The 23793-nt window shown below is 66.0% G+C and carries 23 protein-coding genes and 1 pseudogene; 10 read left to right on the forward strand and 14 right to left on the reverse strand.

The window, feature by feature from the left end; translation table 11 throughout:
• Both ACLQ3I_RS12900 and ACLQ3I_RS12905 read right to left on the reverse strand, forming a co-directional pair.
• Window positions 1-930, reverse strand: coding sequence for an LLM class F420-dependent oxidoreductase (locus ACLQ3I_RS12900; RefSeq protein WP_425802312.1), 930 nt, complete (start codon window positions 928-930; stop codon window positions 1-3).
• Window positions 931-955: 25 nt separating this feature from the next.
• The gene (locus ACLQ3I_RS12905) at window positions 956-1927 is read right to left on the reverse strand and encodes a cation diffusion facilitator family transporter (RefSeq protein WP_425802314.1); all 972 of its coding nucleotides are present in this window, start codon (window positions 1925-1927) and stop codon (window positions 956-958) included.
• A 137-nt stretch (window positions 1928-2064) separates the two neighbouring features.
• Between ACLQ3I_RS12905 and ACLQ3I_RS12910 the strand changes: the two genes are divergently transcribed.
• A complete protein-coding gene (locus ACLQ3I_RS12910; RefSeq protein WP_425802316.1) occupies window positions 2065-2481 on the forward strand; it encodes a hypothetical protein in 417 nt (138 codons plus the stop codon).
• A 170-nt stretch (window positions 2482-2651) separates the two neighbouring features.
• Here the strand turns inward: ACLQ3I_RS12910 and ACLQ3I_RS12915 are convergent, their stop codons facing one another.
• Window positions 2652-3152, reverse strand: a complete 501-nt coding sequence (locus tag ACLQ3I_RS12915) for a mycothiol transferase (RefSeq protein WP_425788469.1) — start codon at window positions 3150-3152, stop codon at window positions 2652-2654.
• Between the two features lie 367 nt (window positions 3153-3519).
• Here ACLQ3I_RS12915 and ACLQ3I_RS12920 point away from each other — a divergent pair, with 367 nt between their 5' ends.
• Window positions 3520-5040, forward strand: coding sequence for a YibE/F family protein (locus ACLQ3I_RS12920; protein WP_425802318.1), 1521 nt, complete (start codon window positions 3520-3522; stop codon window positions 5038-5040).
• On the opposite strand, the gene ACLQ3I_RS12925 is transcribed toward ACLQ3I_RS12920, so the two are convergent.
• From ACLQ3I_RS12925 to ACLQ3I_RS12945, 5 genes and pseudogenes are all read right to left on the reverse strand, one after another.
• Window positions 5041-5904: a hypothetical protein gene (locus tag ACLQ3I_RS12925; RefSeq protein WP_425790425.1), complete on the reverse strand. Its 864-nt coding sequence runs from the start codon at window positions 5902-5904 to the stop codon at window positions 5041-5043.
• A gap of 165 nt (window positions 5905-6069) precedes the next feature.
• Entirely contained in the window at window positions 6070-6861 is a 792-nt protein-coding gene (locus ACLQ3I_RS12930; protein WP_425788473.1) for a serine hydrolase, read from the reverse strand.
• A gap of 114 nt (window positions 6862-6975) precedes the next feature.
• Window positions 6976-7719, reverse strand: coding sequence for a hypothetical protein (locus ACLQ3I_RS12935; RefSeq protein WP_425802834.1), 744 nt, complete (start codon window positions 7717-7719; stop codon window positions 6976-6978).
• A gap of 110 nt (window positions 7720-7829) precedes the next feature.
• Window positions 7830-8441: pseudogene (locus tag ACLQ3I_RS12940) on the reverse strand (serine/threonine-protein kinase); the annotation flags it as partial.
• A gap of 54 nt (window positions 8442-8495) precedes the next feature.
• Window positions 8496-9179, reverse strand: coding sequence for a TetR family transcriptional regulator (locus ACLQ3I_RS12945; protein WP_425788477.1), 684 nt, complete (start codon window positions 9177-9179; stop codon window positions 8496-8498).
• Window positions 9180-9351: 172 nt separating this feature from the next.
• Here ACLQ3I_RS12945 and ACLQ3I_RS12950 point away from each other — a divergent pair, with 172 nt between their 5' ends.
• The 5 genes from ACLQ3I_RS12950 (at window position 9352) to ACLQ3I_RS12970 (ending at window position 14514) form a co-directional block, all read left to right on the forward strand.
• Window positions 9352-10431, forward strand: coding sequence for a ferredoxin reductase (locus tag ACLQ3I_RS12950; protein ID WP_425802320.1), 1080 nt, complete (start codon window positions 9352-9354; stop codon window positions 10429-10431).
• Window positions 10432-10433: 2 nt separating this feature from the next.
• Window positions 10434-11651, forward strand: coding sequence for a fatty acid desaturase family protein (locus ACLQ3I_RS12955; protein WP_425788481.1), 1218 nt, complete (start codon window positions 10434-10436; stop codon window positions 11649-11651).
• Window positions 11652-11719: 68 nt separating this feature from the next.
• Window positions 11720-12094, forward strand: coding sequence for a hypothetical protein (locus tag ACLQ3I_RS12960; RefSeq protein WP_425788483.1), 375 nt, complete (start codon window positions 11720-11722; stop codon window positions 12092-12094).
• Between the two features lie 26 nt (window positions 12095-12120).
• Complete coding sequence (gene recQ, locus ACLQ3I_RS12965) at window positions 12121-13944, forward strand: DNA helicase RecQ (protein ID WP_425788485.1); 1824 nt, start codon at window positions 12121-12123, stop codon at window positions 13942-13944.
• Window positions 13945-14010: 66 nt separating this feature from the next.
• Window positions 14011-14514: a DUF4395 domain-containing protein gene (locus ACLQ3I_RS12970; RefSeq protein WP_425788487.1), complete on the forward strand. Its 504-nt coding sequence runs from the start codon at window positions 14011-14013 to the stop codon at window positions 14512-14514.
• Between the two features lie 167 nt (window positions 14515-14681).
• On the opposite strand, the gene ACLQ3I_RS12975 is transcribed toward ACLQ3I_RS12970, so the two are convergent.
• The 5 genes from ACLQ3I_RS12975 to ACLQ3I_RS12995 form a co-directional block, all read right to left on the reverse strand.
• Entirely contained in the window at window positions 14682-15704 is a 1023-nt protein-coding gene (locus tag ACLQ3I_RS12975; protein WP_425802322.1) for an exopolyphosphatase, read from the reverse strand.
• Window positions 15701-16231: a DUF501 domain-containing protein gene (locus ACLQ3I_RS12980; RefSeq protein ID WP_425802324.1), complete on the reverse strand. Its 531-nt coding sequence runs from the start codon at window positions 16229-16231 to the stop codon at window positions 15701-15703. The genes ACLQ3I_RS12975 and ACLQ3I_RS12980 overlap by 4 nt, the downstream gene beginning before the upstream one ends.
• A complete protein-coding gene (locus ACLQ3I_RS12985) occupies window positions 16228-16776 on the reverse strand; it encodes an FtsB family cell division protein (RefSeq protein WP_425802326.1) in 549 nt (182 codons plus the stop codon). Before ACLQ3I_RS12985 ends, ACLQ3I_RS12980 begins: the two co-directional genes overlap by 4 nt.
• A gap of 187 nt (window positions 16777-16963) precedes the next feature.
• Window positions 16964-18247 (reverse strand): phosphopyruvate hydratase, encoded by a 1284-nt coding sequence (gene eno / locus ACLQ3I_RS12990; RefSeq protein ID WP_425788495.1) that lies wholly within the window; start codon window positions 18245-18247, stop codon window positions 16964-16966.
• A gap of 117 nt (window positions 18248-18364) precedes the next feature.
• Window positions 18365-19120 (reverse strand): lytic transglycosylase domain-containing protein, encoded by a 756-nt coding sequence (locus tag ACLQ3I_RS12995; RefSeq protein WP_425802328.1) that lies wholly within the window; start codon window positions 19118-19120, stop codon window positions 18365-18367.
• A 155-nt stretch (window positions 19121-19275) separates the two neighbouring features.
• Here ACLQ3I_RS12995 and efeU point away from each other — a divergent pair, with 155 nt between their 5' ends.
• The 3 genes from efeU to efeB all read left to right on the forward strand — a co-directional run bounded on the left by efeU (window position 19276) and on the right by efeB (window position 22710).
• Window positions 19276-20184: an iron uptake transporter permease EfeU gene (gene efeU / locus ACLQ3I_RS13000; RefSeq protein ID WP_425788499.1), complete on the forward strand. Its 909-nt coding sequence runs from the start codon at window positions 19276-19278 to the stop codon at window positions 20182-20184.
• Window positions 20185-20256: 72 nt separating this feature from the next.
• Window positions 20257-21405 (forward strand): iron uptake system protein EfeO, encoded by a 1149-nt coding sequence (gene efeO, locus ACLQ3I_RS13005; protein WP_425790427.1) that lies wholly within the window; start codon window positions 20257-20259, stop codon window positions 21403-21405.
• A complete protein-coding gene (gene efeB / locus ACLQ3I_RS13010) occupies window positions 21406-22710 on the forward strand; it encodes an iron uptake transporter deferrochelatase/peroxidase subunit (protein WP_425802330.1) in 1305 nt (434 codons plus the stop codon).
• Here efeB and ACLQ3I_RS13015 read toward each other — a convergent pair.
• Complete coding sequence (locus ACLQ3I_RS13015) at window positions 22692-23672, reverse strand: MazG family protein (RefSeq protein ID WP_425802333.1); 981 nt, start codon at window positions 23670-23672, stop codon at window positions 22692-22694. The two genes, efeB and ACLQ3I_RS13015, sit on opposite strands and share 19 nt — an antisense overlap.
• Window positions 23673-23793 lie beyond the last annotated feature (121 nt).

Genomic DNA, 23793 nt, shown 5'->3' on the forward strand with positions numbered 1-23793 from the left:
TCAGCGCAATTGCGGCGCAACCTCATTCGCGACCAGCTCCAGATGATCGAGATCGCTGAGGTCGAGCGTCTGCAGGTAGATCCGGCTCGCGCCGGCGTCGCGATAGCTCTCGATCTTCTCGACCACCTCGGCGGGGGTACCCGCGGCACCGTTCTCCCGGAGCTCATCGATCTCGCGGCCGATCGCTGCCGCACGACGGGTCAACTCCTCCTCGGTGGCTCCGCAACACAACACCAACGCCGCCGAGTAGATGATCGAGTCTGCGGACCGCCCCGCATCGCCGACGGCCGTACCGACCCGCTCGAACTGCGCCCGGGCCTGGTCGACCGGCTGAAAGGCCGCATTGAACTCGTCGCCGAAACGAGCCGCCAGCGCAGGAGTGCGCTTCTTGCCGGTACCGCCGACGATGATCGGTGGTCGCGGCGACTGGGTCGGCTTCGGCAGCCCAGGCGACTGGCTGATCGGGTAGTGCCCACCGGGATGGTCGAAAGTCTCCCCGTCCGGGGTGCCCCAGAGGCCGGTGATGATCTCGAGGCTCTCCTCCAACCGATCGAACCGCTCGCCGAGCGGCGGAAACGGGATGCCGTAGGCACTGTGTTCGTCCTCGAACCAGCCGGCGCCGAGTCCGAGTTCCACTCGGCCGCCACTCATCTGGTCGACCTGGGCGACGGAGACCGCGAGCGGGCCGGGATAGCGGAAGGTCGCCGAGGTCACCAGTGTGCCGAGCCGGACACGCGAGGTCTCGCGCGCCAGGCCGGCCAGGGTGAGCCAGGCGTCGGTCGGACCGGGCCGACCGTCGACATTCATCGCCAGGTAGTGATCACTCCGGAAGAAGGCGTCGAAGCCGAGGTCCTCGGTGGCCTTCGCGACGCGGAGCAGGTCGTCGTAGGTTGCGCCTTGCTGGGGTTCGGTGAAGATTCGCAATTCCACGGTGCCAACCTACGCCCACTTCCGTTCACGACGTGAGCGACGGCTCATCCGACGTCGACAGGGTCAGGACCGCCTCGACGATGCTCTCGTGTTCCTCGATCTCACGTTCGACCTTCCGCAACCGGACGGCCAGATCATGTTCCGCGAGGTCGCCGGTCATGTCGACCGCAGCGACCAGGAAGTACTTCATCGGGCCCACATACTCGACGTGCAGGTAGGTGACCCGGTCGATCTCAGGGCGCCCGAGCAACGCGGTCAGGATCTCGGTCCGCGTGGCGGGCATCGCCGACTGCCCGAGCAGGAACTCGCCGTTTCGCTTGATGAGGAACACCGCGATGAAGGCGAGCAGGATGCCGACGAGGATCGATCCGATCGCATCCCACACCGCCTGCCCGGTGATCTCGTGGAGGGCCATGCCGGCAGCGGCGATCGCCAGTCCGACCAGGGCCGCCGCATCCTCGAAGAACACGGCCCGCAAGGTCGAGTTGGACGTGCGGCTGACGAAGCGGACCGGGTGGATCGAGAACCGCTCGCCACCCGCCGACGCCTGACGGATCGACTGCGCGAACGAGACACTTTCCAGCACTGCCGATATCGCCAGAACGAGGTAGCCGACGAGGTAATTCGCGTCCTCCTCGGGCTCGGTCAGAGCGGAGATCCCGTGCATCACCGACACCACGGCCCCTACCATGAACAGGCCGAACGCGGCGAACATCGACCAGATGTAGGTTTCCCGTCCATAGCCGAACGGATGCCTGCCGTCGCGGCCCCGGGCACCGCGCCGTTCCGCGATGAGCAGGAAGATCTCGTTACCCGCATCGGCCCACGAATGCGCGGATTCCGCGACCAGCGAGGCCGAGCCGGTGATCCCTGCGGCCACGGTCTTGGCAACGGCGATCAGCACATTCATCGTGAACGCGATGACGACCGTCAGCATGGATTCGCCGGACGGATCGTCTGAGGTGCCGGCCGGTGACTCCGTCGCATCCTTCGCCATGCCCCGATCGTCTCATGGCTCACTGTGCAGGGACGGACATCTGCCACCCGGCACGTCCAGGAGCAGCGCCACCCATCCGTGCCTCCATCGGCTCCGAATCGCTCCGGTCAGCCACCCGCAACAGAGGAGTCACCATCATGCGTTCTGCCACCCGCACCGCCCTAGGGATCATCATCGCCGGGGCGGGCGCCGCCGGTATCTCCCTGGCCGCCGCGCCGGCCGCCCACGCCGCACCGGAGGTGTGTCCCGGCCTTCCCGGACAATCGTCGACAATGCCGAACTGCCAGGTCGATTCCGGCCCCACCGGACTCACTCTGGCAATCACCGATGGCGGCGGCAAGGCCGCGGTGACCGGCGACAACTATGCCGGTCCGGCCGCGATCGCCATCGGTAAGGGAGCGACGGTCACGATGACCGGCGTGCGTCCGGGCCTGGCCATCGGTATCGCCGGACCAGGCGCCACCGTCGTGGTCGACGGCAAGAACGGTCCGACCTGCACCGGCGGCGCCGCGTTCGCCGGCGACTTCCAGACCTGGAAGGGCTGCCGCTCGTGAGGTTCTGACCGACTGCCGGAATCGGTTCGGCGTCGAGGTCTCCGTCTGCGTTGCACCGCGAACCATCCGCGCACCCGTTGCTCAGCCGCGCAGGTCGCGACGTGCGCGGGTGGGCATCGGGTGCGCGTTTGCCGACTACTTCGGCTGGACCTGACTTCGAGATGAAGGGGTCAGCCCACGAGACCGCGAACATAGGCCGCCTGACCAACGTGCTGTGCGTCGTCGTCGACGACGCTGATCAGGCGAACGCCCAGCGTCACCGGCGGATCCCAGTTCTCGTCGATCACGCGGTCGAGATCGTCGTCGGTGAGAGCGCCGAGGTACCCGATGGTGACGGCGTGCGTCGCGTCGTAGTAGTCCCGGAGCAGTCCCGGCTCGGCCACCACCTGCCCGACCTCCTCGGCGGACTGTCCATAGCCGGAGGCAGTTGCCGGGAACGGCAGGTCGAACCGCTCGTGGAACCCTGCCGACGTCCAGACCTCGTCGGTGCCTGCGACGTCGGCGATCTGCGCATCCTGAGCACGGGTCAGGTGCCAGACCAGCCAGGCGATAGTATTCGCCTCCGATGTCGGCCGGTAGACGAGTTGATCCGCCGTGATGCCGTCGAGCACCGCGTGAACGTTGTCGGACACACGGCCCAAGCCGTCGATCAGGACGTCGGTTGATCGCATATCTCCACTTGTACTCCGGTGCCGCGACCACGACAGCAGGTTGGGACGTCCCGATCTCACTCCCTGTCCGATCATGTTCTCCGTTGCGCGCACACCTGGCGATCGGCTCGATGGCGCGGCCCATCCCTGGGAAGTCCGAGGACACCGTCACCCACGTCGTCCCCCCGCGCCCGAGAAGTACAGACCCCACGGCCGTTCGTATGTTCCGGGGTCGTTGCGGCACAAGCGGTTCGGTCGCGGCGACCGGTCGCCCGGGAATCATCGCGGCCCGTCCCGCCGGGTCGACCTGACGGCCGAGACCGTCGACGACGTCCACGGCCACGCCCGACGAATGGGCACCTCGCGGGAAAGCGCATAAGGTGTCGGCGTGAGTCATCCCGGACACGGTCACGGACATTCCCACAACCTGTCGGAGATCCCTGCTGTCCTCTCGCCCATCGCCCGCTGGATCGTGATCGTCAGCCTCGCCGTCATCGGCATCGGCGTCGTCGCGGGGGCGGTGGTGCTGTGGCCGTCGAACAGTGACCACGCGATCCCGATGCAATTCCGTTCGGCCGACGGCGGTTCCATCCGCGCCGTCGACGGTCAGGTCGTGGGGCAGGTTCGGGCGGATTGCCTGAATCCGCTGGCGGGCACCGCTCAGGACAGCGCCCAGTTCCAGATCGAGGGGGTGACCGACCTCGGCCCGTGCATCCAGAGCACGGTGCGGATCGACAGTGGTGACGACGAGGGTCGCTACACCCTGCTCGAAGTCCCGACCAACCGGGCGCAGTCCGGCACCGAACCGGGCGCGTCGACCCAATCGCGGGGATCGCCGGATCAGCCCCAGGCCGGACAGCCGACGCTGAACACCGGCGACAAACTCCGTCTCAGTGTGGTTCCCGGTCCGGACGGCACCCCGCGCTACACCTTCTTCGATTTCAACCGGACCGTACCGACCCTGGTGTGGGCGTTCCTGTTCGTCGCCGCCATCACCCTGGTGGCCGCGTGGCGTGGATTCCGATCGATCATCGGACTCGCATTCGCCTTTCTCGTCCTCGGCGTGTTCACCCTGCCCGCCATCCTGGACGGCGAATCACCGGTGGCGGTCGCCGTCGTCTCGTCGGCAGCCATTCTGTTCGTGGTCCTGTATCTGGCGCACGGCGTGAGCCTCCGGACGAGTTCGGCGTTGCTCGGCACCCTGATGTCGCTGATGCTGGCCGGGCTGCTGAGCTGGCTGGCGATCGACACGATGCACCTGACCGGCCTGTCGGGCGATCAGACCACCAATCTCCAGGTGTACCAAGGCAGTATCTCGATCAGTGGGCTGTTGCTGGCGGGCTTCATCATCGGCACGCTCGGTGTCCTCAACGATGTCACCATCACGCAGGCATCGGCGGCCTTCGAACTCGCGGCTGCGGGCGAGTCGACGCGACTGGGCACCTTCCGGGCCGCGATGCGCGTCGGCCGGGATCACATCGCCAGCACCGTCTACACCCTGGTCTTCGCATACGCGGGCAGCGCACTCCCCCTGCTCCTGCTGTTCTCGGTCGCCCAGCAACCGTTCGGTTCGCTGATCACCACGGACGCCGTGGCCGTCGAACTCGCGCGATCGTTCGTCGGCGGCATCGCAATCGCACTGTCGGTGCCGTTGACGACAGTGATCGCGGCGGCATTGGCCCGTCCCGCCGGACGCGCACGCGCCGCGGTTGCGCCGACACCGGCCGCACCTGCGCGCACGGCCACCCGGCCGGAGACCAACCGAACGACGGAAGCACGGACGACGCAGGCCGCGCCGGACACCGGCCGACGACGCGTCCGCGATCATGGTACCCAGCAGATCGAGCCGGTGGAGCGACCGTCGTCGGTCGTCTCGACCGGTCGGCACGCGAAGATCGAGGACGACTGATCAGCAGCGTCCGGTGGGCAGGGTGGCGAGATTGCGGTCGATCCAGTCCCCGACCCGGTTGAGCATCGAGATACCGCTGGAGAACGATCCACTCCGAGGCACCGCGGCCATGGACACCGCGACCTGACCCCGGGTGGTGCTGATGATCGCGAGCTGCCGCACCAGATACCCGGCAGAGGTGGACGTCGCCGGCCCCCAGCCGCCCTTCACCGCCGTCACCGCACCTTGTTTGCGGCCGACCTTCGCGACGCCCCACTGCTGATTGGCCGCGACGGAACTCATCAGCCGGATGACGTGCTCGCTTTCGGCGAGGCACGGCAGATGCGCAGCGAATTGGGCCTGATCGGCGAGCGCCCACGGCGTGTATCCGGGATAGGACGGCGGATCGTCCGCCTCCGAGGTCACGGCGGTACGCAGGTCATGCCCTTCACGCAGGACCTCTGTCACGGCCTCGACCGAGCTGCGACCACCGCCGAGTGATCCCCACAGGTCGCCTGCCGCGTCGTTGTCCGAGAACGTGATCGCCTTGTCCTCCTTCACCGCGACGGCCGCACCGTTCTTGCGCTGCGCCGCCAGCGAGACCGGCACCTTCAAGGTGGACCATGCACGGCCCGACTTGAGATTTCCCATGGTGATCGACTGGTCGGTGCCCACGGGGGTGATGGCCAGCCCCAGCGTGCCCGGCAACGACTTGCGCATCGACTTCTGCAACGCGGCGAAACTCGTCGTCAGCTTCTTCTCCACCGGGACCGGCGGCTCGAGAAGCCGCGCGACCTGCGGTGGCAGCGGCGGCAGCTGCGGTGGCCACCACGGTGGCGAGGCGGCAGCAGCGCTCGCCGTACCGAAGACCACCGAACACACCATGGCCACTGCTGTGAGGCCCACAGCCAATTTCACACGAGTCACTTCTGTCTCCTGAGTCACATCTGTAACAGCAGGATAAGGTCCAGACGCGGCGACTGCCAGCCATGATGCGAAGTCGTAGTCTTTCGCGGACAGGAAGGCACCTTGGCTGCGACTTGCGCGTCGTCAGCAGCGGCCTCGCGGAAGTCGCGCGATATGGGCGTTCAACCATCGTGCGACGTCATTCAGTGCATTGATGCCCTCGACCATGGAATCGGCGACTGCGCTCATGGCCACGGCCGTCGACCGGCCGTCACGATAGCGGACGAGGGCAATCTGGCGCACCAGGTAGCCGTCGGCGATTCCGGGGCCCCAACCGCCCTTCACGGCCGTGGAGGCAGGAGTCGGCATCGACTCCACGCCCCACTGCTGGTTGCCCGCCACTCGCCCCATCAGATCGATGACATGATCCGTTCCCGGTAAGCAGCTGAGGTGGGCCATGAAAGTCGCGGCGGAGGACAAGGACCAGACGGTCTGGCCGAACGTCGTGAACCCCGGCCGCAGGGCCTGGGAAGGCACCGTCGTCTGGCTGTCGCCGCCTTCACGCAGTACCTGCGTGACCGCGTCAGCCGCTTGCACAGGCGAGCCCAGCGACGACCACAGTTGCTCTGCGGACGCATTGTCCGAATTGACGATTGCCGCGGCTTCGGCCGACGAGGGTCCATGCGCTCGTTCGGCGGCCACTGCCAGCGGAACCTTGATTGTCGACCACGCGACACGCGCCGTCCGGTCGCCCAGGGTGAGCTCCGGAACGGCGTCGCCACCAACGGGCGCCATGGCAATCCCGACGTTCACTCCCGATGATGCGGCGATGGTCGGAAAACCAGAAACGAGCACGGCGTAGTTTCCAGGTTTCGCAGGCATCGGCGACAGGCTCACCTGGGATCTCGGAGACGTCGCCGTGACGGTGACGGTCACCGGAGACACCGGCGGCTGTGCACTCGGCTCGTCGCACGCACTCAACAGAACGGCGACAGCGCAGGCCGCGGACCCCACAAAGAGCGCTTTCTGCTTCATCCGCGCGCACTCAGATCAGTAGACGTATACGACCGCATCGTTACCCCCACGACATGCGACGACCCCACCTTCTGGCGCGCAAGACATTTGATAGGCGGTTCCGGTCACCGGGCTATATGCGACGATGTCGCGCGCATACCCCTTCGGCCCGGTCTGCAGGTATTCGTCCCGGACCGCCACCGCAAAAGGGCAGCTGGTGACCGAGGTACCGACGGCCACACCCGCGCCGCACGACGATGCCGCCTGAGGCGGGGCGGCCACGGTCGGCATGGCGGAAGTGCCGGGCTCCTCGGGCGTCACGGTCTGGGTGACGGTGGGCGTGGTGGGCGCGGTGGAAGAATTGTCCGGCTGTTTCCGTAACAACCAATAGCCCCCGAGCGCAAGCAAGCCGATCAATGCCGCCGCGATGATCCCGACCAGGACGGGTACCACCCATCGTCGGCTTCCCCGGTCGTCGCGACCCGGCCCGTAACCGTATGGCGGCGGATAGTGCGTCGGCGGAGGCTGTCCGGCGTACAGCGGCGGGCCACCGGGGCTCTCCTCGGAGACATAGTGCGGTGAAATGGGCGGATCCACAGCAGTTGAGGCAAGAATCGCTGTCGTCTGAGCATCGTCCTCGCGCGCTCCCACCGAGTTGGCCGCCGAACCGGGATCATCATGCAGGGCACGTCGCGCATCGTCTGCCAGTGCACGAGCGGTGCCGTAGCGATGGTCGGGTCGGCTCCGCAACCCTTGCGCCACCACGGCATCAAATGCCATCGGCACATTCGGATTGACCGCGCTCGGAGATGGGGCTTGTCGAGAACCGCGGCCTTGATCGCCGCACTGATCGTCTTTGCCGGATGTGGCACTCGGCCGGTGAGGCACTCGAAGAGAACACATGCCAACGCGTAGATATCGGTCGCCGGCGAGACATCGTCGGAGTCGAATAATTCCGGGGCCATATACGCGACAGAACCAACGGCCATACCGGAGTCGGTCAGCCTGCTGTCGGCGCCCCCTTGGGCAATACCGAAATCCACGAGATAGACAAAATCGTCGCCGGTCAAGAGAATATTCTCGGGTTTGATGTCGCGATGTACCACGCCGTGGCGGTGGGCATCGTCGAGCGCAGACGCCACCTGAGAGACGATCGACACTGCGCGTTCGGGTTCCAGGGCCCCTCCGCGCTGCAGAGTGGTCCGGAGATTCTCGCCGTCCACGAAGCGCATGTCGATATAGAGCAATCCATCGATGTCGCCCCAATCATGGATCGGAATGACGTGGGGATCACCGAGACCTGCGGCAGCATGCGATTCCCGACGAAAGCGCTGTTGATAAATCGGATCATCGGCGAGGACCGGGTTGAGCAACTTCACCGCCACCACACGGTTCTTGACCGTGTCATATGCGCGATAAACCTCACCCATACCGCCGTGGCCCAACAGGTCATCCAGCCGATATGGCCCTACCTCGCTACCGAGTTGGCCGACTCCCGACATGAACAAATGATAAATACACGAACCGACATATATTGAATATCGGGAATTCGGACTTTATTCCGGGCGCGGTCGCCAGCGCCCCATACCGAGGAACACCATCACGAGCTGCCGCTCGGTCCGCTCGACGAGTTCGCGTTCCGAGCCACGCCCCCGATGGTCGTTGTCGAGCAGGTCGGCGACGGCCGTCAACATGATCGTCACGATGAGTTCGGCTGCGATCTCGAGGTCCTCGGGGAGCCAGGTGGCCAGGTCGGGTAGCCGCGAGAGGTCGATCGCCAGCTCCTTGGAGAACAACCGGAGCTCGGTGTCGATCGCCCGCCTGATCTCGGCGATGCCACCGTGCTGCTCGCGGACGAGAAAACGGAATTGCGCCTCGTTGTCGTGAACATGCCGCAGCAGGATCGCGAGCGAATTCTGCGCGGTGGGCAATGCCTGGCGCGCTGCGAGATCGCGCCGCCCCTCGCGCAACATACGGCGGAGCACGCGCATCGAGTCCTCGACGAGGGTGACGCCGAGATCCTCCATGGACGCGAAGTGGCGATAGAAGGCCGTCGGCACGATGCCGGCCCCGCGTGCGACCTCGCGAAGGCTGATGCTGGCGAAGCTCCGATCCGCAACCAGTTCCATGGTGGCGTCGAGCAGGGCCTGGCGGGTGCGGTTCTTCCGTTCGGCCCGGGTCTCCGACTCGCCCTCATCGCGCGACGAGCGCGGACGGGTGGTGTGTCGGGTCCTGGTCACGTTCCGAGTCTAAGTGGCCCGCTCCACGGCAGCGGTGTCGCCCACCGCACCGCGCCGCAAATCCGTGTTGGCCGTCACAACTGATTCCGCTTGACGGCACACCCCGGAGGCGTGTCACACTTCTTGTGTACAGATGTTCACTGAAAAGTGCACCTACGAACGGAGCCAGCCCATGAGCATCCGCATCCCATCTCTCGTCGGCCCGATCGTCGAGGCCGCCCTCTCGCCTCACCCGGTCGATCGCTATCTCGAACTGTTCGATCCCATGCTCACCTGGCGCGACCTTCGCGGCAAGGTCATCGCCGTCCACCGTCCGACGGACCGGTCCGTACGACTCGTCCTGCGCCCGACCCGCCAGTGGAAAGGCCACCAGGCCGGTCAATATGTGCAGCTCAGCACGGTTATCAACGGAGTCCGTCACGTGCGGTGTTTCTCCCCGGCCAATACCGCGGACACACCCGGCCACGATATCGAACTGACCATCACCGCACACGACGACGGGTTCGTGTCCAAGCATCTCCGCGAGCATGCCCACGTCGGCATGGTGGTCGGACTGAGCCAGGCGGCCGGGGAGTTCACCCTCCCCGCGCAGCGACCCCGGTCCGCCGTCTTCATCAGCGGCGGCAGCGGCATTACACCTGTACTCTCGATGGCGCGCACGCTCGTAGCGGAGAACCATCCGGGACCGATCACGTTCGTTTACTACGCACGCACTCCTGCCGATGTCGCCTACCGTGCGGAACTCACCGCCCTGGCCTCCGCGTATCCCGCCATCGACCTGCGGCTCCACTACACCCGCGGGGACGAAGACGACCATTTCACCGGGGAGCACCTCACCGACATCGCCGGCCTCGACGAGGCCCACCTGTTCGTCTGCGGACCCCCGGCCCTGATGGACGCGGTGAATGACCACTACGACACCACCGGGATGACACAACCGCTACACAGCGAGGCATTCGTGCTCGCGTCGCCGATCGCCGTCGACCCGGACGCCCCGATCGACGGCGACCTGACGTTCCTGCACTCCGGCAGGTCAGCGACCAACGACGGCCGCACCATCCTCGATCAGGCGGAATCCGCCGGGCTCAGCCCGGACTCCGGCTGCCGGATGGGAATCTGCTTTTCCTGCACCGCCATCAAGAAATCTGGCTGCACGCGCAACGTGCTGACCGGAGAAACCGACACCGAAGCCGACAAGCGGATCCAGCTCTGCATCAACGCACCTGTCGGCGACGTGGAAATCGAGGTATAGCCATGACCAGCACCGAGATCGCACCCACCACCACACCACTCACCGGAGTCGTCGTCGAGCATCACCCGACCGAGGACGATCGGCCGACGGCCGCCGGCAACCCGAACCACATCACACTCGGCTACGAGCAGGTCGAGGCACTCGGCCGTGACCTCGACGAGTTGCGTGCGCGGATCGTCGCGGACCTCGGCGAGAAGGACCGCGAGTACCTGTACTCGATCATTCGGGCCCAGCGCGGATTCGAGATCGCAGGCCGCGGGCTCATGTACCTGGGCTTCTTCCCGCCGGCCTGGATCGCCGCCGTCGGCGCCCTCTCCGTGTCGAAGATCCTCGACAACATGGAGATCGGCCACAACGTGATGCACGGCCAGTACGACTGGATGCGCGAGGACACCTACAATTCCCGCGAGTTCGAATGGGACACCGTGTGTCCGGCCGATCAGTGGCGACACAGCCACAACTACATGCACCACACCTTCACCAACATCCTCGGCGAGGACCGCGACATCGGCTACGGCATCTTGCGAATGGCGCGTGACCAGAAGTGGAATCCCTACTACCTGGGCAACCTCGCATATGCGACCGGCCTGATGCTGCTCTTCGAGTGGGGTGTGATGCTGCACGACCTCGAGGTCGAGAACATCGTCGCCGGGAAACGCAAGTGGTACGACGTCAAGGGGCTCGTGAAGGGTATGTGGCGCAAGGCCGGTCGCCAGGTCCTCAAGGACTATGTGGTGTTCCCGGCGTTGACCGGCCCGATGTTCGTCACCACGCTGCTCGGCAACGCCTCGGCGAACCTGGTCCGTAACGTGTGGACCTACTCGATCATCTTCTGCGGCCATTTCCCCAGCGGTGCACAGACCTTCACGCCCGAGGAGTGCGAGAACGAGACCCGCGGCCAGTGGTATCTGCGTCAGATGCTCGGGTCGGCCAACATCACCGGTAGCCCGCTGTTCCACCTCATGAGCGGCAACCTCTCGCATCAGATCGAACACCACCTCTTCCCCGATCTCCCGGCCAGCCGGTACCCGGAGATGTCCGGCGAGGTGCAGGAGATCTGCGAGCGTTACGGACTGCCGTACAACACCGGTTCGCTGAGCCATCAGCTCGGGTCGACCTGGAAGAAGATCGCCAAGCTCTCGCTGCCGAACTTCATGACCCGCGACGACGACGATCTGGTGGTCACCGTGGAACGCGAGAAGCCTGCGTCCGCCGCCTGACGACGGTGGGTGTGCGCGGGGGTATCCTCGGTGCACATCCACCGACCATCAGCTCGAGGGGACTCACCATGGTCGATCGCATCGAACGCAACAAGGACCTGATCCAGGAAGTGGTCGAATCGACGGCCACCCACGTGGGTCAGATCGCCACCATCATCACCGGAGCGGTTGCCGGCGTCGCACGGGAGATCGGCGACCTCGTCACCGACGGCTTCGAGATGCGTGACGCGGCCCGTAAGGCCCGTCAGGACGAGGAGCGCGGGATCGTCGATGTCGGGGCGGAGGACATCATCGAGGGCAGCGAAGCTGCCGACGATGACGAGATCGGCGATCCGGTCGATCTCGGCGAGCTGCCAGCATCCGAGCCGGCCGCTCTCGCCGGCGCGGAAGATGTCCCGGAGGAACCTGTCGATGTCGGCGAGCTGCCGGGCGAGCAGCCCTGACACACGACGCCAGTAATCTTGTGCCCATGTCGGACATGTGGCACGTGCTGGAGTCCACTTTCGGATACGAGTCGTTCCGCGGCGACCAGGAAGAGATCGTCGGGCACGTGGTCGGCGGCGGCGATGCCGTGGTCCTGATGCCGACGGGGGGCGGCAAGAGTCTCTGCTATCAGGTACCGGCGCTGGTCCGCGACGGGTGCGGCATCGTGGTCTCGCCACTCATCGCACTCATGGCCGATCAGGTGGCGGCACTTCGTGAACTCGGTGTCAGCGCCGCATACCTGAACTCCACCCAGATGCCCGACGAGCGGGCCGCGGTGGAGGACGCTTTCCGCGCGGGCGAGCTCGACCTCCTGTATGTGGCGCCCGAGCGCCTCAACACGGTAGGAACGCGAAACCTCCTGCAGCAAGGGAAGATCGCACTCTTCGCCATCGACGAAGCGCACTGCGTGTCCCAGTGGGGCCACGATTTCCGGCCTGACTACCTCGCGCTCGGCGAGCTGGCCGAGCTGTGGCCCGACGTCCCGCGGATCGCATTGACCGCGACCGCAACCGCACGGACCCATGCCGAGATCACCGAACGACTCCACCTGAGCGGTGCCCGCCATTTCGTCGCGGATTTCGACCGGCCGAACATCACCTATCGCATCGTCGGGAAGGCCGAACCGCGCAAACAGCTGCTGGCGTTCATCCGAACCGAGGGCGTGGTCGACGGCGTGCCGGCCACAGGCATCGTCTATGCGCTCAGCCGGGCGTCGGTGGAGAAGACCGCCGAGTTCCTCGCGGCCAACGGTGTCGATGCGATGCCGTATCACGCAGGCCTCGACCGCACCGTCCGTCAGCGGACACTCGAGCGATTCCTGCGCGCCGACGGCGTGGTGGTGGTCGCGACGATCGCGTTCGGCATGGGGATCGACAAACCCGACGTCCGCTTCGTCGCGCACATCGATCTGCCGAAGAGTGTCGAGGGCTACTACCAGGAGACCGGCCGCGCAGGGCGTGACGGTCTGCCGTCGGTGGCCTGGATGACCTACGGCCTGGCCGACGTCATGCAACAACGGCGACTCATCGACCGATCCGACGGTGACGCGAACCACCGTCGAGTCCAGCAGCAGCACCTCGACGCGATGTTGGCGCTGTGCGAGACCGTCGACTGCCGGCGCGGGCAGCTCCTGCGGTACTTCGGCCAGGACGCGACCGAACCCTGCGACAACTGCGACACCTGCCTGAGCCCGCCGGCCACATCGGACGGGACGATCGCAGCGCAGAAGCTGCTGTCCACCATCGTCCGGTTGCAACGCGAGTTCCGGCAGTCCTTCGGCGCCGGACATCTCGTCGACATCCTGCGTGGTGCCGACACGGCCCGTATCCGGGAGTTCGGGCACGACCGGCTCACCACCTACGGGATCGGCACCGAGCTCGACGCGGCGGGCTGGCGCAGCGCGATCCGGCAGCTGGTCGCGACCGGAATCATTGCACCGCAAGGCGATTACGGGGTCCTGACGCTGACCGAGAAGAGCGGGCCGGTACTGCGCGGTGAGGTCGCGGTGATGCTGCGGGACGATCCGGTGCGGAGCGTCACCCGGAGCCGGTCGGCGAAGCCTGCTGACGATCTGCCCGAGGCCGACCGTGGACTGTTCGAGCACCTGCGCTCCTGGCGAAAGGCCGAGGCGTCGAGCCGCGGCGTCCCACCGTACGTCGTGTTCAACGACGCCACACTTCGAGAACTGGCGGCCCGCCGCCCCGAGACCGCGGAACAGATGCGCGGTGTGTCGGGTGTCGGCGATGCGAAGCTCGAGCAGTACGGCGACGACGTCCTGGCGACCATCGCCACCTTCGAACCGGCGTGAGCGGAACATTTGCCCTGCTAGCGCGGTTGTACCTATCCTGAGCCGTCGTTGTCTTCAGGAGGTCCCGTGTCCCGTTCATTGCCCTCGGCGCTGACGTTCCCCAATCCGGTCAACGACTACGCGGCGCGATCGACAGCCGGTCTTGTCATCCTCCTCGCCGTTGTCGCGATCCTGGTGAACAGTCCCGTCCTGTACGCACTCCTCGCGCTCGGCTTCCTGCTCCGGGTGATGGCCGGTCCACGGTTCTCGCCGTTCGGGCAACTCTCCGTCCGCGTGATCGCTCCCAAGATCTGGCGTAAGTCGAGGCTCGTCCCTGGACCGCCGAAGCGATTCGCCCAGACGATCGGGCTGGTCTTCAGCGGCACCGCCCTGGTGCTGTCACTACTCGGCGCCGGATTGGCAGCACAGATCGTCGTCGGCCTCCTCATCGTGGCCGCCGGCCTCGAGCTCGTCGTCGGCCTCTGCCTCGGTTGCGTCGCATTCGGTTTCCTGCAGCGTCGCGGCATCATTCCCGAAACCGTGTGCGAGGCCTGCAACAACCTGTCGTTGCGCACTCCCGCGGCGACCTGATTCGCGATCGGCCGGAGCAAGGATCGGCCGCGTCCACGGTGGCCGGGTGGCCGGGATCCAAATCATCGACGCAGATCCCGGGCGGCGCGACTTCTTCGGCAGGTCGCTCACACGTGCGGTGGTCATCACCCCAATACCCAACAATTATGTTGGGCGGCGAAAGATGCTCAGTCCAGCAACCCCAGCGCGATGCCGTCCAGGATGTCGTGCTCGCTGACCACGAGGTCGGTGATCCCGGCCCGTTCCCGGAGAACTCGCGCGAGTTCCATGGTGACCAGGGCGCCACCGCCGATCACGTCGACGCGGCCCGGGTGCATGGGACCGAGCGCGGCCCGCTCGGCACGGGTCATCCCGACCAGCCGCCGGCAGACCACGTCGAGATCGTCGAGGGAGATCCGTGAGAGATGGATGACCTCCGGGTCGTATTCGGTCAGTCCCGCACCGACCGCCGACAAGGTGGTCATCGTGCCGGCCACACCCACCCAGGTGCGGGCACCGTCGACGGGAACCGCGGCGAAGGCCGGATCGAGTCGTCCGCGCGCAAAATCGCGCGCCGCGCCGACCTCGTCGGTGGTCGGCGGATCCGAGGGTAGGCACCGTTCGGTCAGCCGGACACATCCGATGTCTGCTGAGTACGCCGCGCTCACGCCGTCCGCGTCACCCACCACCACCTCGGTCGATCCGCCACCGAGGTCGGTGACCACGAAAGGTCCACTGGCAGGATCGAGTTCGCCTACGGCGCCGCGGAACGACAGCCGCGCCTCCTCGTCACCGGTGATCACCTCGGCACGTGCTCCGGACACCACCCGACCGAGGATCTCCGAGGTCATCGCGAAGAAGTCGTCGCGGTTGGAGGCATCACGGGTCGCCGACGTCGCGACCATGCGGACGCGTTCGACGCCTGCCGCAACCATGATGTCGGCATAGTCCGACAACGCCTTTCGGGTGCGTTCGATGGCTGTCGTGGCGAACCGACCATTGGCGTCGACGCCTTCGCCGAGCCGGACGACGCGCATCTCGCGGTGGATGTCGACGAGTGGGCTCGAGGTGTGAGCTCGATACGCCTCCTCGCTGCGCTCGCCGGCTACTCCGCCGGATTGAGCTTGTCGAAATCGATCAGCGGTAGAGGACTCGGCGACCAGCAGGCGGATCGAGTTGGTTCCGCAATCCACGGCCCCGACGATGGTCACTTGGGGTCATCCTCCGTGTTGTCGGTGGACTGGTGGCGGGGCCAGTCCACCGGAATCGCCGTGCCGCGCAAGGCCCCTTCGGCCGCCAGCGCGACGGACTCGTCGCCCAGCGGATTGAGACCGGGCCCCTTCGCGAGCGAATGTGCGATCAGAACGTGCAGGCACTTCACCCGATCGGGCATGCCGCCACCGGTGAAGTCGGTACCCAACGACTCGATCGCATCGCGCTCGGCGAGGTACGACTCATGGGCGCGACGATAGGCCGCGGCCAGCTCGCGGTCGGTGCCGAGGCGCGCGGTCATCTCCTTCATCACCCCGGCCGATTCTTGGCGACTCGCCTCGGCGGTGAGCCGCGGATCGGTCAGGTAATAGAGCGTCGGGAACGGGGTGCCGTCGGGCAACCGAGGGGCCGTCTTGATGACCGCCGGTGCGCCGTCCGGTGTGCGATAGCTGACCTCGACGACGCCACGCGGCTCCCGCCCGAGTTGCTCGGCGATCGTGGCCAGGTCGGTTGCGGAGACGCTCACTTGGCGTTCGGAGGGGTCGCCACGGATTCCCAGAGATTGCCGTACCACGGGTTACGTGCGCGTTCCTCGGCCTTCTTCTGCGCGGCGATCCGCGCGTCGTCACCGGGGTACATCATCACCAGCGCCTTCTCCCCCGGCCGCACGAACTGAAGGCGCTCGCGCGCTTTCGCCTCGATATATGCCGGGTCGCCCTGCTCGTTCACCTTCTGCTGATAGTCGGTGACCTGGGATCGGAGACTGTCGTTGCCGGCCCGCAGCTGATCGAACTCCGCACGCTGCGAGAAGTAGGTTCGGACCGGCATCGCGAGCGTCAGCGCGACAACGCTGATGACCAGCGCGAGGATGATCGCCCGCTTGGCGTCGAGACCTTCCCACCGGGCGGTCAGCGATGCGCGATCGAAGCTGCGCCGGCGCGTTCGGTGCGTCGGCGAGCGCCGCGCGAGAGAGGCGATGCGGCCGTCGGGACGGGCTTCGGCGGCAGAGGTACCCCGCCCTGTCGAATCCAGCTCGTCTGTGTGCACTTCCTGCTCGCCGGTCTCCGTCACCGAGATCCGGGACGGACGCGCCGACCCCGGGGTGACCCCCGGGGATCGGGGCCGGGCATGACCGTGCGCGGCACTGCCACGTCGATCTGCCCGAGCCCGATGACGCCGACCGTTCGGCATCCCACGAGACGGCTGGGCACGCTCACCATGCTCCCGGCGCCCGCCTGATGTCATGGGTTCAAGCTAATCACGAACCGAACGAGAATCGCGGGAAGGCGAGGTCCCCCGCGTACCGTGCCGCGTCGCCCAGACCCTCTTCGATGCGCAGGAGCTGGTTGTACTTCGCGACACGCTCGCTGCGGGCCGGCGCGCCGGTCTTGATCTGCCCGCAGCTGCAGGCCACGGCCAGATCGGCGATGGTGGTGTCCTCGGTCTCGCCCGACCGGTGACTCATCATGGTCTTGTAGCTGTTGTTGTGGGCGAGTGCCACCGCATCGAGTGTCTCGGTGAGGGAGCCGATCTGGTTGACCTTGACCAGCAGGGCGTTGGCGACCCCCTCCGAGATACCACGTTCGAGGCGTTCGGGATTGGTGACGAACAGATCGTCCCCCACGAGCTGGACCTTGTCGCCGATGGCCTCGGTCAGAGCCGCCCACCCTGCCCAGTCGTCCTCGGCGAGCCCGTCCTCGATCGACACGATCGGGAAGTCGGTGACCAGCTTCTCGAAGAAGGTGATCATGTCGCTCGACGAACAGTCCTTGCCCTCGAGCTTGTAGACATCGTTGGAATAGAACTCGGTGGCGGCGGCATCGAGCGCGACGACGACGTCCTGACCGAATTTGTATCCGGCCTTCTCCACGGCCTCGCCGATCGCGGCGAGGGCGGCCTCGGTGTTCGGGAGGTCGGGCGCGAACCCGCCCTCGTCACCGAGTGCGGTGTTCATCCCCTGCTTGTTCAGGACCGACTTCAGCGCGTGGTAGACCTCGGCGCCACAGCGGAATGCCTCCTTGAACGTGGGGGCGCCGACCGGCGCGATCATGAACTCCTGGAAGTCGATTCCGTTGTCGGCGTGCTCACCACCGTTGATGATGTTCATCATCGGCACAGGCAGGATGTGCGCATTCGGCCCACCGAGGTAGCGGAACAGCGGCAGACCCGCCGACTCCGCGGCGCCCTTGGCCACGGCGAGGGACACACCGAGGATCGCGTTCGCGCCGAGTCGGCCCTTGTCGGGGGTGCCGTCGCAGTCGAGGAGCGCCTGATCGACCAGGCGCTGGTCCTCGGCCTCCAGACCGATGACCGCAGGCGCCAACTCACCCAGCACCCCCTCGACGGCCTTCGTCACGCCCTTGCCGCCGTAACGCTCACCGCCATCTCGCAATTCGACAGCCTCGTGCTCACCGGTCGAAGCACCGGAGGGGACCGCCGCGCGGGTGAAGGTGCCGTCGTCGAGAACCACTTCGACCTCGACGGTCGGATTGCCCCGCGAATCGAGAATCTCGCGTGCACCGACCTGCTCGATCATTGCCACAGCTGTGCCCCTTTATGGTCGACGGGGTCGACGCCACTTCAACGCCGACGGGTACGGGTCAAAGCCTAATCGTTGGCCCGTGGACGCACGTGACAAGGGAGGGACCCGGCGCGGACCTCAGTATCGGACGTTGACCGAGTAGGCGTTGGCACGGTCACGGACGTCGAGGACGTACTTCATCGAGTTGTTGTAGACCTTGACGGCGTCCTCCCAGCCCTCAGGTGTGGTCATGTCACCGCCCGAGGACACACAGAGATAGCGTGCTGCCGACAGCGCGGCGTCGTCGATGTTGTCTGGGTCGGCTCTTCCGTCACCGTTGGCATCCACTCCGTAGCGCTTCCACGTCTCCGGGATGAACTGGAACGGTCCCATCGCGCGATCATGTGTGGGATCGCCGTCCAGCTTTCCCCCATCGGTGTCGTGGATCTGCATGTTGCCCTTGGTGCCGTCGAGGGCCACGCCACGAATCGGCGGCGCGGTGTCACCGTTTGCCGCGATCTCGGTCCCGTGGTGGGTGCCGTGCTTGCTCTCCACCGCCGCCACCCCGGCCAGCGTCGTCCACGCGAGTCCGCATTCCGGATGCTGCTGACGCTGGATCTCCGCGGCATTGCCGTACGCCTCGAGCGCGATCAGGGGGATACCGGTGGAGTCCGAGATGGGCCCGGCCCAGCCGCGCAGCAACTCGGAGGTCCGCCCCGGGGCGTTGACGTCGATGTACGGGGTCGGCGCACCAGGGCCCGGCGGGATGCCGTCCGGGATGTCGGGACGGTTCAGCGAGGGCAGGTCGAGGCACGCGGAGGCGAGCAGCGCGCTCGCGCCGATCATCAGCGGAGCCAGAACCAGCCGGCGACCGGCCCCACGCCCCACGCTCATGCGCCTCCTCACTGCATCTCCTTCTGGGTCCCTTGTTCTGTTCTCCATGACAACTGCGGGGTACCTCTTTCAGTTCCCAGGCCGTGAGGCTACTGTCATCTGGTTAGCCTCACCAAACCTGAACACCGATGTAGTTCAGTCACAGAAAGTCCGGCATGCAGCACTTGGCCGCGGGTGGCGCGCCCTCAATTTTCGCGCAGATGTTCGGTAGCGGACTCATCGGTGTTCGCGAAGGCCTCGAAACCGGCATCGTGGTGATGATCCTGGTGGCGTTCGTGGTGAAGGCCGACCGGCGGGACGCGTTGAAGTGGATCTGGGCGGGGGTCTCGGTCGCGGTCGCGATGGTCGTGGTGATCTTCTTGGTCATCCACCTGGGCACCTCCACGGTCACCACGCTGACCGCCGAATTGATCGCCGGGCTGGCATCGCTGCTCGCGGTGGTGATCGTCACCTTCATGGTGTTGTGGATGAGCAAGGCCGCCGCGCACATCTCGAGCGACCTGAAATCAGGGTTATCGAACGCGTTGCTGACCGGTGGCGCCTCGGTGATGGGCCTGGCATTCCTCGCCGTCGGGCGCGAGGGGTTCGAGACCGCGCTGCTGATGGTCGGCTACGCCGAGAGCGTGTCAGGGAGCCTGTGGCCGTTGCTCGGTCTGTTGCTGGGCATCGTGGTCGCAATCGTGGTGACCGTGCTGCTCTATCGCGGGGCGGTGAAGCTGAACTTTCACACCTTCTTCCTCTATACGGGGGTCTTCTTGATCTTCGTCGCCGCAGGCATCCTGTCCTACGGCGTCCGGGCCTTACAGACCGTGGGGTGGCTGGCCGGGGGCAACACTCTCGCGTTCGACATCTCCGAGCACTACGACCAATCGTCGTGGTACGGCACCCTGTTGGCCGGCATCTTCAACGTCCGCCCCGATCCGACGGTCCTGCAGGTGGTGGCGTGGTGCCTGTATGTCGTGGTCGTGCTCTATTTCTTCCTCCGTGCGAACCGGCGGCCCCCGGTCCCGGTCGATGACGGTTCCAGCTCGCAAGCCCCGGCAGCCACAGACGCCGGTACCTGAAAGGAACACAGGGTGAATCCGAGAATCACCACTCCCATCGCGTTGCTGTCGCTGACGGTCGCCGCGCCGATCATGTTGGCCGGCTGCACCTCCAAGGACAGTGCGAACGGCGCGATTGCGGTCACCTCGACCAATGACGGCTGCGACCTGGACGGCACCGAGGCCCAGACCGGTGATGTGAACTTCAAGGTGACCAACAACGGGTCCAAGGTCACCGAGTTCTACGTCTACGGCAACAACAACCGGGTTCTCGGTGAAGTGGAGAACATCGGGCCGGGTCTGTCGGGGAATCTGACCGTCGAGGTCACCGACCCGGGCACGTACACGGTGGCCTGCAAGCCGGGCATGGTCGGAACCGGCATCCGCAAGGAGATCTCGGTGACCGGTGAGAAGAAGGACAAGGAGGAGGTTCCCGCCGACGTCAACGCCGCGAAGGCGCGCTACCTCGATTATGCGCGAGGCCAGGTCAATGGACTCACGGCACAGGCACAGATTTTCGTCGACCACGTCAAGGCCGGCGAACTCGACCAGGCCAAGGCCATGTTCGGGCAGGTCCGCACCTTCTACGAGCGAATCGAGCCCGTCGCCGAGTCATTCCCCGTTCTCGACCCCGCCATCGACATGCGCTGGGACGACACCGAAGACGGATCGGTCCCGTTCACCGGCTTCCACCGCATCGAGCGGGCGCTGTGGCCGCCACAGCAGGCCGAGATCGGCGAGGCGCCCGGACAAATCGCGCCGGCCGACGCCGCCAATGCGAAGGCCACCGACAACAAGGCCGACATCGACAAGGTCGCCGACGAACTCCTGGCGAACGTGAACAAGCTCAAGACCGAGGTCGACAAGCCCGACTTCACCTTCGAGACACGCCAGTTCGTGCAGGGGCCCCAGGCATTGATCGACGAGATCGCCGCCACCAAGGTCGGCGGTGAAGAGGACCGCTACTCCCATACCGACCTGTGGGACTTCGCCGCCAACGTCGACGGTGCCGAGACCTTGATCGCTGACATGCAGCCGATGATCTCGGCCAAGGACCAACCACTGATGGACAAGATCACCGCCCAGTTCGCCGATGTCCGCGCCGCCATCAACCAGTACCGCGACGGCGATGGGTATGTGAGCTATACCCAGGTCGATGAGGAACAGCGCAAGGATCTGTCGAACAAGATCGATGCGCTGTCGGCGTCGCTGTCACAGGTCCCGGGACTGGTGCTGGGATAAATGTCGCACAACAGCCCGCAGCCAGCCGAACCCTCGGGACCCCAACGCTTCTCGCGTCGAGCACTGTTAGGGGGCGCCGGCGTCGGGGTGGTCGCGGCAGCCGCGGGCGGCGCGATCGGGCGGGCGACCGCGGCCGAGGACACCAGCGGAACGCAGGTGGTCGCGTTCCGGGGCGAACGTCAGGCCGGGATCATCACGGCCGCACAAGACCGCTTACACTTCGCCAGTTTCGACGTGATCACCGATTCCCGGACGGATCTGATCGCGATGCTCCAGAAGTGGACGGTCGCGGCCGAGCGCATGTCCCGCGGCGAACCGACCACACCCGACGGTGCCGTCGGACTCGGCGATTACACGCCACCCACCGACACCGGGGAGGCGCTCGGTCTCGACGCCGCCAATCTCACGCTCACGATCGGGTTCGGACCCGGGCTGTTCGGGCCGAGTGCATCCGACCCGGATCGTCCCGATCGTTTCGGCATCGCCGATCGCAAGCCCGCCGCCCTCGTCGACCTGCCGGCGTTCGCCGCCGAGAAGATCGAATCGTCCCGGTCGTTCGGTGACATCTGCGTGCAGGCCTGCGCAGACGACCCACAGGTCGCGGTGCACGCCATCCGGAATCTGGCCCGGATGGGTCTGGGTGTGGTGGCCGTCCGTTGGTCGCAACTGGGATTCGGCCGCACGTCGTCCACCACCCAGTCCCAGGACACACCGCGCAACATGTTCGGCTTCAAGGACGGAACCGCGAACCTGAGGGCCGAGGACACCGATCTGCTCGACCGCTGGGTGTGGGTTGCCAAGGAGGACAACCCCGCGAACGCCCAGTGGATGACCGGCGGCACCTACCTCGTCGCACGCCGGATCCGGATGGACATCGAGCCGTGGGATCGCGCCAATCTGTTGGAGCAGGAACAGGTCATCGGACGGCTGAAGGGGTCCGGCGCACCGCTGGGTCAACAGAACGAGTTCGACACCCCGGACTTCAACGTCACCTCCTACGGCGCACCGATGATCCCCCGGACCGCACATGTCCGCCTCGCCCATCCCGACAACCAGGGCGGGGTTCAGATCCTGCGCCGGGGCTACAACTTCACCGATGGCTCAGACGGATTCGGCCATCTCGACGCCGGGCTGTTCTTCATCGCGTTCAATCGGGACACCGGAAAGCAATTCGTGCCGATGCAGCAGGTGTTGTCCCGCCAGGACGCGATGACCGAGTACCTGATCCCCAACGGATCGTCGGTCTTCGCGGTGCCCCCGGGATTGCGGCCCGGCGAATGGTGGGGTCAGGGACTGTTCGGCTGAGCCCGAGACTCCTCGCCGACGGCAACCGGTTCTTCGTCGACAGCAACCGGTTCTCCGTCGACAGCAACGGGGCCCAGCGCCGCGAGCCACGCCGCACGCGTGCTCAACACTCCCCCATCGGCGTCCGCGTGCTTCTCGACGTCGCGGACGTGCGCCATGAACGCCCGAACTCGTTGTCGTGCCAGCTCTTCGACGCTGTCGCCGCCGGGTTCGACGACGACCGACGTGATCGCCGGATCGATGGTGTCGAGCGGAAAATCGGCGGCAGACAGTCGTTCCAGGACCTTCTGAGTCAGCGCCAGCGCCGGCGCGGTCGTCGCAACCCCGTCGAAGACCGATCCACGGTTCTTCTCCGCCGCTTTGCGTTCTTCCCATTCACGGATCTGCGTCTCGAGATCGGCATGAGCACCGGACAATATGCCCGGCGTGCGACCGGTCACCTTGTCGGTGAAACCCTGGGCGACATCGTCGATGTCGAACGGATGGTCGAGATCGTCGGCGGCGATCCGGGCGTGGAACAACACCTGGAGCAACAGGTCTCCCAGTTCCTCGCGGAGCAGCTCGGAATCGTCGTCGTCGATCGCATCGAGCAGTTCATAGCATTCTTCGAGCAGGTACCGGCGCAGCGAGGCGTGTGTCTGGGTGCTCTCCCACGGTCCGTTTCGTCGGAGAGTGTCCATGAGCGCGACAGCCTCCAGCAATGCGTCGCCGGGAACCTCTCGGGCCGCGATCAGGTCGTCGCCTCGCTCGAGACGGGCGCGGACGAATCGGTGCATCCGGTCGCTCGTGAGCAGGGTCGACTCGGGATCGTCCACCTCGGCCCAGGACGCCGATGTCTTTCCCAACTCCCACAGCGTCGAGGGATGGATGTCCTCGGTGATGACGAGTGGACCGGAGAGCAGCGGGATGGCGCGCAACGGGATCACGTCAGGGCGAAGGGGATCGAGTAGCACGACGGTCATCGAGTCATCCTCCGGGTCGGGCTGCGGGTGTCACGACCGTAACCCAGGACGGGCGGGGTGGGTGGCCACACAGGCAGAGTCGATGACGTGTCGATGCTCTCGACGAGAAACCGGGTGCCCT

The sequence above is a fragment of the Gordonia sp. DT101 genome, from assembly GCF_049844895.1.
Classification (GTDB): Bacteria; Actinomycetota; Actinomycetes; order Mycobacteriales; family Mycobacteriaceae; genus Gordonia.